Annotated in this window: 10 protein-coding genes; 2 read left to right on the forward strand and 8 right to left on the reverse strand. The window is 61.6% G+C overall.

The window, feature by feature from the left end; translation table 11 throughout:
* Window positions 1–4: 4 nt before the first annotated feature.
* On the forward strand, window positions 5–4357 hold the full coding sequence (locus tag AC097A_RS06035; protein ID WP_479620127.1) for a tetratricopeptide repeat protein: 4353 nt from the start codon (window positions 5–7) through the stop codon (window positions 4355–4357).
* Window positions 4358–4369: 12 nt separating this feature from the next.
* On the forward strand, window positions 4370–5140 hold the full coding sequence (locus AC097A_RS06040) for an FkbM family methyltransferase (RefSeq protein ID WP_479620128.1): 771 nt from the start codon (window positions 4370–4372) through the stop codon (window positions 5138–5140).
* Window positions 5141–5257: 117 nt separating this feature from the next.
* On the opposite strand, the gene AC097A_RS06045 is transcribed toward AC097A_RS06040, so the two are convergent.
* The 8 genes from AC097A_RS06045 to fliD form a co-directional block, all read right to left on the reverse strand.
* The gene (locus tag AC097A_RS06045; RefSeq protein ID WP_315480839.1) at window positions 5258–5857 is read right to left on the reverse strand and encodes a methyltransferase domain-containing protein; all 600 of its coding nucleotides are present in this window, start codon (window positions 5855–5857) and stop codon (window positions 5258–5260) included.
* A gap of 2 nt (window positions 5858–5859) precedes the next feature.
* Window positions 5860–7632, reverse strand: coding sequence for a tetratricopeptide repeat protein (locus tag AC097A_RS06050; protein WP_479620129.1), 1773 nt, complete (start codon window positions 7630–7632; stop codon window positions 5860–5862).
* Window positions 7633–7635: 3 nt separating this feature from the next.
* Complete coding sequence (locus AC097A_RS06055; RefSeq protein WP_315480841.1) at window positions 7636–9006, reverse strand: TolC family outer membrane protein; 1371 nt, start codon at window positions 9004–9006, stop codon at window positions 7636–7638.
* Window positions 9003–10334 (reverse strand): HlyD family type I secretion periplasmic adaptor subunit, encoded by a 1332-nt coding sequence (locus AC097A_RS06060; RefSeq protein WP_105261420.1) that lies wholly within the window; start codon window positions 10332–10334, stop codon window positions 9003–9005. The genes AC097A_RS06055 and AC097A_RS06060 overlap by 4 nt, the downstream gene beginning before the upstream one ends.
* 1 nt (window position 10335) lies before the next feature.
* Window positions 10336–12150, reverse strand: a complete 1815-nt coding sequence (locus AC097A_RS06065) for a type I secretion system permease/ATPase (RefSeq protein WP_315480842.1) — start codon at window positions 12148–12150, stop codon at window positions 10336–10338.
* A 128-nt stretch (window positions 12151–12278) separates the two neighbouring features.
* The gene (locus AC097A_RS06070; RefSeq protein ID WP_315480843.1) at window positions 12279–12578 is read right to left on the reverse strand and encodes a flagellar protein FliT; all 300 of its coding nucleotides are present in this window, start codon (window positions 12576–12578) and stop codon (window positions 12279–12281) included.
* 16 nt (window positions 12579–12594) lie between these two features.
* Window positions 12595–13014 (reverse strand): flagellar export chaperone FliS, encoded by a 420-nt coding sequence (gene fliS / locus AC097A_RS06075; RefSeq protein ID WP_105261422.1) that lies wholly within the window; start codon window positions 13012–13014, stop codon window positions 12595–12597.
* A 94-nt stretch (window positions 13015–13108) separates the two neighbouring features.
* On the reverse strand, window positions 13109–14587 hold the full coding sequence (gene fliD / locus AC097A_RS06080) for a flagellar filament capping protein FliD (protein ID WP_479620130.1): 1479 nt from the start codon (window positions 14585–14587) through the stop codon (window positions 13109–13111).
* Window positions 14588–14633: the final 46 nt, after the last annotated feature.

The raw sequence follows: 14633 nt of genomic DNA on the forward strand, positions 1-14633 counted from the left end.
CCCCATGCCAAGACGGCAGCCAAGTACAGCACCCTCTGATCTGTTTGCCCAAGCCCTTGCACACCAAAGTGCAGGGCGTTGGGACTTGGCCCGAGCTTCCTACGAAGCCGTTTTGGCAGACGCACCGCAAGACACCAATGCGCTAAACAACCTGGGGGTGCTGCTCAACAGCGCAGGCCAACACCAGCTAGCCCTTGAACATTTTGACCAGCAAGCGGTGCTGGCGCCACAAGACCCACGCACCCATGCCAATCGCGGTGTGGCCCTCAAGGCGCTAGGGCATCTAGATGAAGCTGTCACCGCCTACGAAACCGCGCTCACCTGCGACAAGCAGTTTCATACGGCCCACAACAACCTGGGCAATCTGTTCTACGGGCGTGGGGACTATCCGCGTGCCCTGCCACACTTTGAAGCCGCCTGTGCACTGCAACCCCAGGCCGATGAGTACCGCTTCATGCTGGCCAAGTGCCTGCTGGAATTGCAGCGTATGGAGCGTTCGGAAGCCGAACTGCTGCTGGTACTGCGGCACAAACCAGCGGATGCTGACGCCTGGGGCACCTTGGCCCGCCTGTGGACCGAACGGCACTGCATGCCGGAGGCCCTGCACTGTTTCGAGCGTGGTCTGGAGGCCAGGCCGGACTACGCGGGGCTGATCTACAACCGCGGCCTGGCCCGCTTGCTCGCCGGTGACCTGGCCGGTGGCTTTGCCGACTACGAACGCCGCTTTGATGTGCCCGACTTCCCCTCCAAGCGCCTCAAGACCACCAAGCCCCTGTGGACCGGCCAGCCCCTGCCCACGCAAACGCTGCTGGTCCACGCCGAGCAGGGCCTGGGCGACACCCTACAGTTTTTACGCTATATCGACCTCTTAGCCTCGCGCTGCCTGCGCGTGCTGCTATTAATTCAGGAGTCTTTGACCCCCCTGGTGGTGTTGCCGGCCAATGTAGAGCTGGTGCATGAGGGCTCACGCCCGCCCGCCTACGATTGGGTCTGCCCGCTGCTCAGCGTGCCGCATCTGCTGGGTCTGTCGCACAACACACCACCCACCCTGCCCTACCTGCGCATGGAGCACACACGCAGCGCCACCTGGGCCCCACGTTTTGCGGCCCCGGGCTTGCGCGTGGGCCTGGTGTGGGCGGGTAACCCGGCTCACAAGAACGATGCCAACCGTTCGCTGGCGCTCAGCGCCTTGGTGCCGGTGCTGGCGACAGAGGGCGCCACTTTCTATTCTTTCCAGGTCGGTGCGCGGAGTGCCGATCTGACACAGCTGCCGCCCGAGTTGCAAACCAAGGTGGTGGACCTGTCCGCAGATTTGCATGACTTTGGCGACACGGCCGCTGCGTTGCAGCACCTGGATGTGCTGGTGTGTGTGGATACCTCGATCTGCCATGTGGCCGGTGCCCTGGGGCTGCCGGTGTGGCTGCTGGTCCCGTGGATGCCGGACTGGCGCTGGCTGCTGGAACGGGAAGACTCTCCCTGGTACCCCAGCGTGCGCATCTTGCGCCAGCCGCGCTACCGCGATTGGGACAGTGTGGTGAGCACGCTGGCCAAAGACCTCAAGGACCTCGCCAACCCTCAGTCGACCAGTGGCAAGCGGCGTGCGGCTCTGGCCCACGAGTATGTGGAGCAGGGGCGTGTGCTGCTGGAGCGCAATGAGCCCGCACTGGCCTCCCCTGCGTTCTGGCGGGCGCTGCGCGAGTGCCCGACCCATTCCCGGGCGGCCAGCGCCTTGGCCATTGCCGCGTTTCGCACGGGCCACACACAGGCCGCCGTCATGTTCGGCCAGCGCGCCTGCCGACAAGCTCCCAACGATCCCGAAGCTTGGTCCAATTGCGGGGCGTATTACAAGGCCGTGGGTGACCTGCAGGGCGCCCTGCACTGTTTCGAGCGTGGTCTGGAGGCCAGGCCGGACTACGCGGGGCTGATCTACAACCGCGGCCTGGCCCGCTTGCTCGCCGGTGACCTGGCCGGTGGCTTTGCCGACTACGAACGCCGCTTTGATGTGCCCGACTTCCCCTCCAAGCGCCTCAAGACCACCAAGCCCCTGTGGACCGGCCAGCCCCTGCCCACGCAAACGCTGCTGGTCCACGCCGAGCAGGGCCTGGGCGACACCCTACAGTTTTTACGCTATATCGACCTCTTAGCCTCGCGCTGCCTGCGCGTGCTGCTATTAATTCAGGAGTCTTTGACCCCCCTGGTGGTGTTGCCGGCCAATGTAGAGCTGGTGCATGAGGGCTCACGCCCGCCCGCCTACGATTGGGTCTGCCCGCTGCTCAGCGTGCCGCATCTGCTGGGTCTGTCGCACAACACACCACCCACCCTGCCCTACCTGCGCATGGAGCACACACGCAGCGCCACCTGGGCCCCACGTTTTGCGGCCCCGGGCTTGCGCGTGGGCCTGGTGTGGGCGGGTAACCCGGCTCACAAGAACGATGCCAACCGTTCGCTGGCGCTCAGCGCCTTGGTGCCGGTGCTGGCGACAGAGGGCGCCACTTTCTATTCTTTCCAGGTCGGTGCGCGGAGTGCCGATCTGACACAGCTGCCGCCCGAGTTGCAAACCAAGGTGGTGGACCTGTCCGCAGATTTGCATGACTTTGGCGACACGGCCGCTGCGTTGCAGCACCTGGATGTGCTGGTGTGTGTGGATACCTCGATCTGCCATGTGGCCGGTGCCCTGGGGCTGCCGGTGTGGCTGCTGGTCCCGTGGATGCCGGACTGGCGCTGGCTGCTGGAACGGGAAGACTCTCCCTGGTACCCCAGCGTGCGCATCTTGCGCCAGCCGCGCTACCGCGATTGGGACAGTGTGGTGAGCACGCTGGCCAAAGACCTCAAGGACCTCGCCAACCCTCAGTCGACCAGTGGCAAGCGGCGTGCGGCTCTGGCCCACGAGTATGTGGAGCAGGGGCGTGTGCTGCTGGAGCGCAATGAGCCCGCACTGGCCTCCCCTGCGTTCTGGCGGGCGCTGCGCGAGTGCCCGACCCATTCCCGGGCGGCCAGCGCCTTGGCCATTGCCGCGTTTCGCACGGGCCACACACAGGCCGCCGTCATGTTCGGCCAGCGCGCCTGCCGACAAGCTCCCAACGATCCCGAAGCTTGGTCCAATTGCGGGGCCTTCATGAAGGCAGCTGGCCTGCTGCATGAGGCGCTGCAGTACCAGCGCATCGCCGTACAAGTGGCGCCGGGCAACGCCCAAGCCCAGTCCAATCTAGGCAACACCCTGGGCGCGCTGGGGCTGTGGGATGAAGCGCTGCAAGCAGCAAAAGCTGCGGTAACCATCACCGGCAACTCCCCCGAATACCAATACAACCTGGGCATTGCACTCAAGGAAAATGCGCAGTTTGACCAAGCGTTACAGGCCTTCCGCAAGGCACAAAGCGCCCCCCAGGGGCATATCAAGGCCGCCTTGCATGCGTCATTGCTGGAGCTGCTGACGGGTGACTTCAGGGCAGGATGGCCACGGTATGAGAGCCGCTGGCAACAGCCCGATGCCAAGGAAAAGCGTGCATTCACCCAACCGCTCTGGACCGGCCAAAACCTGCAGGGCAAAAGCATCCTGCTGCATGCAGAACAAGGCTTTGGCGACACCCTGCAGTTTTTGCGGTTTGTGCCCCTGCTCGCACAGCAAGGCGCCCACGTAGTGCTGGTGGTGCAGACCGAGGTGCACAGCATTGCTGCGAGGGTGCCGGGCCTGGGCCAGATCGTATTGAGTGGCGCCGAACTTCCGCCGTTTGATTACCAATGCCCGCTACTGAGTCTGCCAGCCGGCTTTGGCACAACCGTGGATACGGTTCCGGCACAGGTTCCTTACCTGCAGGCAGACCCCGCCAAGGTGGCGCACTGGCAACAACGGCTGGGCCCCACCACCAAATACCGAATTGCCTTGGTATGGGCTGGGCGCCCCACCCATGGCAATGACGCCAACCGCTCCCTGCGCTTGGCACAGTTGCAAGACCTGATGCAACTGGACCATGTGGAGTGCATTTCAGTGCAGAAGGGTGACGCAGTGGAACAGCTGTCGGGGTTGCCCGCCCACTGCAAGGTCATCAACCTGAGCCCCGAAATCAGCAGCTTTGAGGACACGGCCGCCATCCTGACCCTGGTCGACGAACTTGTCACAGTAGACACCTCGGTAGCGCACCTGGCGGGAGGGCTGGGAGTCAAATTACGTGTACTTTTACCCCTTATTCCGGATTGGCGCTGGTTGCTTTCTCGGACAGACTCTCCGTGGTACCCCAGTGCGCACCTGTACCGCCAAACCCAGCGGCGCGACTGGAGTGTGCCACTCAAAAACCTGCTGAAAGCGGTACGCAACGATGCCACCCGTGCCGGCAAGTTGCGTCGCCGTCCCTCGCCCTGAAGAAAGTGCCGCATGGCCTACCTCTCGTTCACCCGCAATTTCGAAGACGTGATGATCAACCGGGCCCTGAGCCAGGTGCCCCAGGGGTTCTTCATCGATGTTGGTGCTTACCAGCCGATGGCGGACAGCAATACCTTCTGCCTTTACCAGCGCGGCTGGCGCGGCATGGTGGTCGAGCCGCAAACCCGCTTCCACCGACTCTGGGAAACACAGCGCCCGGAGGATATTCTGGTCCGTGGCGCCGTGGGCAACAGCACCGGGGAGGTCACGTTTTTTGAGATTGCAGAGCGGGAGCAAAACGCCACCACCTCCGAGGCGATTGCGGCCATGCATGCCCGGGAAGGCAAACCCGTGCAGCAACACACGGTACAGCAATACACCTTGACAGACCTGCTGCTGCAACACCGGCCCAGCGGAGACATCCACCTGCTCAGTGTGGACGTGGAGGGCGCTGAACTGGCCGTACTGCAGGGACTGGACCGTACGCGTTTTCGGCCCTGGCTGATCGTGCTGGAAAGCACCCTGCCCAACCGCCCCCAAACCAATTTTGATGAGTGGGAGCCTGAGCTACTGCGCACCGGGTACGACTTTGTCTACTTTGACGCAGTGAACCGATTTTATGTAGCCCAAGAGCATGCCGAGCTCAAACAGTTTTTTCAGCACCCACCGTGCGTATGGGACAACTTTGTGGACTATCGCCTGGTTCAGGCGCAGCAGGCTGCCGCCAAGGCCCAGGCCGAACTGGCGCAACTCAAGGCCACGCTACGCAAGTTGTTGGAGTAATCAGGCCCCCACGCTCCACCGCTTTGCGGGTCGCTGCCCCCCCGAGGGGGAGCGTTCCAGCTTGGGGCGACCCGGCGCTGAAACTGCACCCCCACGCGCCGCCTGCTGCGCAGGCCACTAGGCAAGCTTCTTGATCACAAACTCGATCGCACTCTCGCCCACCGGGGTGGTGGTCTGGTCCAGGCGCTTGCCCAGCGCAGCCAGCAGGCTGTAGCGAAACGTCGCGTCCAGCAATTCAATCTTCTTGACCTGGATATCGGCGCGTGTGTTCGCCAGCAAGGTCGTCACGTTAATGCTCTTGGGTGACCAGGATGACTTTTTGTGGATCGCAAAGGTGTGCTTGTGGTCGCTATTAAACGTGGAGGGAAAGACGCCCTGCTCGTACAAGTCTTCGTCAGGCACCAGACACACCAAATGGCCTCCGGGCTTGAGAACTCTCAGCCAGTTGTCCAGCGCCACCTCAACATTGCGCATGTGTTCCAGGCAATGGGATGAATGCACAAAATCGTAGGAGTTGTCCGCCACGGTGGCCAGCAGCTCGGCATCCCCATCGGGCATATCCCATGCACGGCAGGCGCGCATCAGAGGAAAAAACTCCGCGTACTGCCCCAGGGCATCGGGACCAGCGCCAATATCAATACCCTGCCCCACAAAGTAACGCGTGGCGTATCGGGAATCCGCCAAGCGGTGAAAAATGGATTTGCTGGTTTCGTACATGCTTAGGTCTCCTGCGATCGGGTGAACAGGCCCAAGGCCTGGTGAAGGTGTGCCAGCACTGGCGCCCACTGGCCGGTGTCGGGCTGGCGGAACAAACGCATACGGGGGTACCACGGGGAATCGTCGCGGCCAACGACCCAGCGCCAGTCCGGGCTGAAGGGCAGCAACAACCACACGGGCTTGCCCATGGCCGCGGCAAGGTGCGCCACCGAGGTGTCGACCGAGACCACCAGGTCCATGGCAGCAATCAGGGCCGCGGTGTCTGAGAAACTCTGCAGCTGGGCATCCCAGACTGCAACATCGCTGCGCGCAGTCAAGGCTGGAAGGTCTGCCGCACGAAACTCTTTTTGCAGGCAGTGGTAGCGCTGTTCGGACCGGAAGATGCGTTGAAACTCCGCGAACGGGATGGAGCGGTTGTGGTCATTTTTGTGCTCCGGTCGGCCGGACCAAACCACGCCCACGCGCAATGCCGTATCGCTGCCTGCTTTGAGCGCCCACGCATGCTCCGCCACAGGATCCGCACGCAAATAGGCATGCACTGGTGGCATATTCTCCAGCGTCAGCCCCAGGGCCAACGGTACGCTGAGCAAAGGGCAATGCACATCAAACGCTGGCAAGGGCTCCCCCCTGGCAAGCAAAGTGTGCACACCAGGCAATGGCGCGAGCAACTCCACCAAGAGCGCCTGCACCTCCAGCAGCACCCGTGCGCCGCGGACCGCCAGAGTTTGCGCAAAACGGCAAAACTGCAGGGTATCCCCCAGGCCCTGCTCAGCATGCAACAAGATAGTTTTCCCCTCCAGCGGCTCACCGCGCCATTGTGGTTGGGCAAAGGTACGTACCCCGTCTTTGAGCTGGTCGGTTTTCCAGCGCCATTCGTAGTGAGACCAGCCTTGGCTCCACGCACCGGCTACCAGATGACATATCGCCAGATTAAGGTGAGCGCCACTGCTGTCCGGGTCAATCTCCAAGGCGCGGCCATTCATCGCCACGGCAGCAGACAGACGCATCATGTCTTTGAGCAGCGTGGCGTAATTCACCATGGCATCGACAAACCCCGCGTCCAGCGCAATCGCACGCTCATAACTCGCAGCAGCATCTTCCATGCGCCCCAGGCGCTTGAGCACCACCCCGCGGTTGGACCAGGCCTGTGCGGACTGCGGGTTGAGCTGGAGCGAGCGCTCGTAGCTTTGCAAGGCCTCCGGCACGCGGTCCAGCTCTCGCAAGGTGTTGCCGCGGTCCATGTACGCCACAGCGTAATCGGGCTTTTGCAACAGCGCCGCGTCAAACGCGGCCAGGCTCTGCGACCAGCGCTTCACGTCGCCGTAGGCCAGCCCCAGGCCGTGTAGGGCCTGGGCGTACTGGGGTTGGCATTGCAAGGCCTGTTGGTAGGAGCTAATGGCCTCATCCCCTTGCCCCATATCGCGCAGAGCATTGCCCCGGTTGGCCCAGGCCTGGGCAAAGTCCGGTTTGAGCTGCAAGGCCTTGTCGTAAGCAGCCAGGGACTCCGCGTGGCGTTTGAGGGCCCGCAAAACCAAACCCAGATTGGAGTGCACCGACGGGTCTTGCGGTGTGTGCTGGGCTGCCGCCTGCAAAGCCGGCAACGCAGCACCATGCTGCTTAAGCTGCAGCAGGCAAACCCCGCGCATGTGCAGTGCCTCACCCCAGGCAGGATGCTCCTCGGCGAGCTTGGTGAACGCATGCTCCGCCTGTACCACCTGACCTTGCGTGTACAGCGCCCACGCAGCAGCAAAGGAGTCCGTTGCCACCTGGGTCATGGCTCAGGGAGGGCTGCTTTCGCCCGAGCCCAGCAACTCGTCGATGTACGAGACCACCGCCTCGGGTGCAATACCGGCCTTGTTGTAGAGGCGCAGACGCTGAAAGATATGGTCGTAGCGCGCCTGCGCCAAATCGCGCTGCGCCTGAAACACCTTGCGCACAGCCTCCAGCACGTCGGCATTGGTGCGCAGCCCGGAGGCTTGTCCACGCCGGGTGCCCTCCAGCGCAACCTGGCTGGACTCCAGCACATCCTGGTACGCCAGCAAACGTGCGCCACCCGACGAGACGGCCTGGAACAGACGCCCCACCTCCAGTTCGGCGGCCCGCTGCTCGGCCAGAAGCTCGGCCTCGGCACGGGACTGCTCGGCCACGGCCTGGGTCACTGCGGCCTTGACTGCCCCGCCACTGTAGATCGGGATGTTGAGCTGGACCCCCACACTGCCTTGGTTAACCGATTGGTTCAGGCTGCTGACGGACTCATTGCGGCTGCTGGAAGCACTGGCTACCAAGTCCAGCCGCGGCATGTGACCGGCATTGCTGCGCGATACACCGGCCACAGCAGCCTCAACTGCAAATTTGCGGGCAGCCACATCCGGGTTGTTGTTCAAGGCCATGTCTTGCCATGTCTGGAGCGCATTGGGAACCAGAGGGGGTGGCGAAAAACCGCTGGGCAAGCGGGCAATGACTTCCTGCAGCTGGCCTGTCAGAGAGTTCAGGGCGTTGCGCGCGTTGTTCATCTGGTCCCTGGAATCCGCCCACTGGGACAACACCAAACTCAGGTTGGCGCGGGCCTCGGCCACTTCCGTCTTGGTGCCCTCGCCTTGCTCAAAGCGCCGCCGCATCAGGTTGCGCTGCTCCACCACGGCGTGAACCTGGGCATGGATGGACAAAAAAGCGTCCTCGGCCAGCATGCGCTGGAGATAGGCCAGAGCCAGCCGGTCCACCAACTCTGCCTTGCGTGCCGCAAACGCAGCCTCCGCAGAACCCACCTGGGCATTGGCTTGCCGGTAGCGGGCCGACGCCTCCAGATTCACCAAAGGGGTGCGCAGATTGATACTTTGGGACGGTGCGCGGTAGTCCAGGTTGCTGGAAACGGTGCCGCCACCCGCCACATCGGTGTTGCGAGTGCCCTGCACAGCCGTTTCCGAGAGACTGGCCGACACATTGGGGAGCAAGGCACTCAAGGCCAGGGGGGAGGCCTGCTGTGCCGACGTCAAGGCATATTTGGCCGCTTGGTACCGGGCATCGTTTTGCAAGGCGGCGAGGTAGGCGCGCTCAAAGTCGCCGGCCCAGACCAATCCCTGCGAACAAGCGCCCACCAGCGCCAACACACCCAGCCCCCAACCTCTGCGGCACACAAACCGTCGACTCATGGCTCGATCAACGCGCGGTTCATGCGGTCCAACAGGGGCTTGAGCAGATAACTCATGAAGGTGCGCTCTCCAGTTTTGATGAATACCTCAGCAGGCATACCCGCCCGGATCTCCTGGTGCTGAAGCTGTGTCATACCCTGGGGGGTGACCTCAACGACGACCTTGAAGTAATTGGTATTCTGCCTTGAATCCGCCAGTGCATCGGCAGACACCTGGACCACACGTCCTTCAATATGGGGGGTGCTGGCCTGGTTCAAAGCGCTGAACAACACGTGCACCGGCAAACCCGGCCGGACCTTGTCCACCATGTGCACCGGCAATTGGGCTTCCACCCGCAAAGGATCGTCTTTGGGCACCAGTTCCATGACAGGCGTGCCTGCACTCACAACCCCACCCACCGTGTGGACCGACACCCCCATCACGGTTCCTGTCACTGGTGCGCGTACCTCCGTGTTGGCCAGGTCAAACTCCAGGCCCCGCATGCGACTCTCCAGCCCCGAGGTCTCACGCTGGATGTCGGAGAGCTGCGATTCAATGTCCTTGCGGAACTCTTGTTGGCGGGTGGCAATGCGGGCACGCACTTCAGCAATCGCCTGGCGAGTTCTGCCCACGCTGCTGGAATCCTCGGCCACCCCACCTTGTATCCCGGCAAACAAGCGCTCTTGTTCTGACACCCGATTGCGTGGAAAAAACCCCTCGTCAGCCAGGGTACGCTGGTTACGCAGCTCCTCGCGCAACATGCGGCTTTGGGTTTCTTTGGCCAAGCGGGCCGCCTCATGCCCCTGCACCTGAAACTCCAGGCCGCGCAGGGTGGCTTCCAGACTTTGCATTTCATTGCTACGGGTTTGTCGGCGTGCATCCAGCAGACGCGACTGCAACTCCATGACTTCTGCAACACGCGCATCATTCCCGAGTTCGAGCAGCGCGGGCGGAAAGTCAACAGCCGAGAGGCCTTGGTTTTCCGCCGTCAATCGCGCCTGCGTGGCCATAGCCACCAACCATTGTCCACGCGCGATGTCCAACAACGCGCGGCTCTGGGTGCTGTCCAGGCGCAGCAAAACCTGCCCCGCAGTCACCTGGTCGCCATCGTGCGCCAGGATGGCGGCCACTTTGCCACCAGACACCGGCTGAACCAGTTTGCGACTGCCACTCACCACCACCGACCCACTAGAAGTGACCGCAGCATCCAGAGGTGCCAAAGCAGCCCAAGAAAAGAACGCCCCCAAGCCCAGCAGCAGCAACCACCACCCCCAGCGTCGAGGACGTGCATCGTTGAGGTCCACCACTGGCGTGGAGCCGAAGGGTGTGTCGTGCAACACGGCGCTCATGTCAATCGTTGAACTTCAGGTTAAACGGCGGCAAGCCACCCGCGGGCGCGGGTGGCGGCTTATCAACCAGTACGGGCGGCGTGGCCCCTTTGGGCGGCCCCGGCGGTGGCGTGCTTGGTGGCAGTTCCGCAGCCCTGGCATTGATGGCCGTCAGTACGTCCTCCCTCGGACCAAACGCAGCAACAACCCCGTCCCGCAACACCATTAATTTGTTGGCGACAGTCAGTGCGGAGGGTCTGTGCGTAATTAATACAGAAGTTCTGCCACGGCTGGACAGGTCGCGAATGGCATCTGCCAAGGCTTTCTCACCCGCGTCATCCAGATTGGAGTTGGGCTCATCCAGCACAACTAAGACGGGGTCGCCGTACAACGCCCGCGCAAGGGCAATGCGTTGCTTCTGCCCTCCGGACAAAGAGGCACCACCAGGCCCTAGGGGGGTGTCATAACCTTGGGGAAGACGCAGTATCTGCTCATGAAATCCCACCCGCTGTGCCGCCAACACCACCCATTCGGGGTTGACATCGCCGAATCGGGCAATGTTCTCCGCCACCGTTCCATCGAACAACTCAATGTCTTGCGGCAAGTAGCCAATATGCGGTCCCAGGTCTTGTTTGCTCCAGCGAAACAAATCGGCACCGTCCAGTCGCACCGTACCGGCCAATGCAGGCCACACCCCCACCAACAGGCGGGCCAACGTGGATTTCCCAGCCCCGCTGGCACCGATCACGGCCACCGAGTCGCCGGCCTGCAGCGAGAAACTAATCTGCTTGATGATCGCCTGGCGTGCGCCGGGGGCGGCAGTCGCGACCCCCTCAAAGGTGACCTGCCCCGTGGGCGCAGGCAGTGGCATAGATGCGGCGCGGGCGGGAAAAGCACCCAGCAATTCGCGCAAGCGCAAGTACGCCGACCGCGCGGCTGCCAGCCCCGCCCAGTGGGCGACCACCGACTCCGCCGGCGCCAGCGCACGGCTGGTGAGCAAGGAAACGGCAATCATCATGCCCGGGGTCAGGCGCCCCTCCAGCACCAAAAGTGCTCCCAAGCCCAAGGCCAGCGACTGCATGGAGACCCGAACAAACTTGGATACATTGCCCATCACCGCGGCCCGGTCGCTGGCCTTGGCCTGCAATGCAATTTCTTGTTGATGCGCTTTACGCCAACGTCGCTGGATGTTGCCCAGCATCCCCATTGCCTCAATCACCTCTGCATTCTGCAGATGGCTGCTGAGTTCTCGCTGCCCCTGCATGCTGAACTTCTGAGCCTCAGCCAGACTGCTTTTGGCCAACTTTTCATTGAGCCAGGTCAGCACAATCAGTATCAATGCCCCCACCAGGGTAAACACGGCCACCTCTGACGAAAACAGGGCAATAACCACCAGATACACAGGGGCCCATGGGGCGTCGAATACGGCAATCAGGCCCGGGCCGGTAAGGGTCTGGCGCAAAGTCCCCAAGTCGTGCAGGGGCTGCGACGTGCTGTTGCCAGGTTGGCGCAGCACCCGCTCAAAGGTGGCCCCCAGAACCCGCAGACCCAGAACATCATCCAGCCGCGCGCCCACACGAATCAGCACCCAAGAGCGAATCGTCTCCAGCGCCCCCATAAACAGGTAGGCCCCGAGAATCAATACCGTCAGTACCACCAAGGTAGTTTCGTTGCGGCTGCTGAGCACCCGGTCATACACCTGCATCATGTAGAGCGAGGGCGCCAACATCATGAGGTTCAAAAACCCGCTGAAGATCGCTACGGTGACGAACGCCGTCCGCAGCTGGCGCAAGGCCAGCTTCAGTTCATCAGGGGGTAACGATGGTGGGGCAACCATGTGCGAGGTGTTGGGATAGAGCCGTATCGGCCACCATCTTACGGACGCCCCTGCTTGGAGAGCCTCCGAACAACACCCCAAATACCCCGGTTATGCCGCTTTGGGAACGGCGCTTGGCGAACCTGCTGTTAGTGCAAAAAAGCAGGCTGCCCTTCTAACTTGTGCTCAAAGTGGGTGAGCCAAGGTTCTGCCAAGTACCGAATCTGCGCATCGTTATGCAAGATGCGGCGCATGATCTTGGATTTCTCAGCCCGGGCATGTGTGTCAAGCTCCTCACTGCGCGCACGCTCGCGCAGCTGCTCAATCAGCACCGCGCAAGCCCCTTCAAAGCGCATCACGCCATCCCAATCTTCTGCCTTGGCGGCTTCCAGCATCTTGGCACTGCTGTCTTCAATGGCTTTGTAGTAGTCAATCAACATCAAAGGCATGTGGTGTACTCCCGACTCACACCGGACGCAGATAGGCAGGGGTTTTTCCCTGAATTTGCTTCCAACCATTGGCAACGGGCTCGATCAACCCAGCGACTTCATCCAACCCGGCCTCATCGTTGCGTGCGTTGGCCAACACCAGACGATTCACGCAATAGTCGTACAAGGCATTCAAATTCGCGGCAATCTCGCCACCACGCTCCAGATCCAGAGGGGCCTTCAAGCCCTCCTCCAAAATCCGTACGGCCGCACCAATTTGCTTGCATTTCTGAGGCACATCCTTGGCCTGCAAAGCCAGCTTGGCAGCGGCAATGTGACGTTGCAACGCTTCAAAAAGCAGGGTCACCAGCTGGTGAGGGTCAGCCATCTCCACACTCGCCTCTACGCTGGCCCGTTTGTAGGCGGCGGCGGTGCGGCTGTGAACAGAGGTAAACATAGTGCAGATCCTTAGTTTCTTGTACTTAGTATCGGCAGTCTGTTGACCAACTGAAGTCCTTCTCTCAGATCATTGCACCATCAACGTCGGCCATTTAGCTGGTGGACTTGTTCCAGGTGGCGACCTGCTGGGTCACATAAGCATCTAGCGCTGACAAACTGGCCATCTTTGCGTCCAGTGCGCTGTATTGTTTGCGCAGACGAGCTTCAAACGTGGCCGCCCGGTTAGTAACACGGGTTTGTTCCTCGATATTGCGCTTCAGGACGCCCTCCAAGGCCTCGCCCTTGTTCTTCGCAGCCCCCCCGGTGGCTAGCACGCCCTGGGACAACTCCTTGAATTTCAAGGCGAATCCGTTGGTCTGGGCATTCTTGTTGTCGGTCGTAAAAAGCTTCTGCAGCTCGGTCCCGTTGTTGGCCGCCGCTGCCAGTTTGGTGGTGTTCATGGACAGGGTTCCATCCAGTTCGCGCGTCAGCCCCACGTCGGCCAGGCGCTGGTAAGCACTGCCTGTACTCACAGAACCCGCCATGCTGCGCAGGACACTTTGCATGCCCAGAATAGTCGAATCACCTTGGAACAAGGAGGCCGTCTTGGTGGCATCGTCGTACTTGGTGATGTCGGCCAGGGTTTTTGCCAGCGCGTTGTACGCCGTCACAAAATTCTGCACGTTTTTAACAGCCAGCGTGACGTCCTCGCTCACAGTCAGCGTGGCAGGCGTCAACACCTCACCTGGAAGGCCGTAGTTGGTCGTAGTGGTCGCCAGCAGGCTGATGGTGACTCCAGGAATATTCCCCGTCAGCGTGTTGCTCTTGGAGGTAACGGCCAGTCCGTTGATACGGGCCTTGGCGTCGGTACCGTATTGAATGGCGCCAGCCGAGGCGCCAGCCATGCCAAATGCACCCGACTCCGGGTCAAACGACAAACGGGAGAGTCCTGCGTCATCGTTGGTTACAGTGTCCGCATCCACAGTGGTCTGCACGCGAAAACCAGAAGCCTCCCCCGTATCTTTGGATCGCAGCAGCAGGCGGTCCTGCGTCCCATCATTAAAGGCAGTGGCAACCACGCCAGAATTGGTGGCATTGATCTTGGCAGCAATAGTCGCCACGGTATCCGACGCGGTCACATCAATGCTCACATCCGCACTGGAAGCGGCGGGCGTGAAGTCTGCCGGACCGGTCGTCCACTTGCCAAGCCGCAACACCAGCGTTCCCGCGCCGACCGCAGATCCGACAGTAATCGGGGCAGACGCAACAGATTGCGACTTCGCCAACTGGTCGACATCCAGCGTGAACGAGGTTGCGGCTGCGGTGGAGGTGACCGTGATAGCTGCCGCGTTGGTATTGGAAGAAGAGCCGTTGCGAGCCGCCCATGCGCTGGCGGAGGACATCGCCGCCGCCGCATCGGCCAAAGCAGAGAACTGGGATTTGATCTGGCCAAAAGCCGAGATCTGCTGCTGAACAAAAGTGGCTTTTGTCTCCAGCGTCTTCAGGGGTTGCTTCTCCAATGCCACCAGTTTGGTGACAATGGACTCGGAATCCAGGCCACTGCCAATGCCGAGGGATGAAATGGTAGCCATAGGAGCCCCTTGTTCAATCTATAGCCTTGGATTTTGCGTCTTCTAC

Source organism: Rhodoferax sp. XS2R6 (assembly GCF_056521365.1).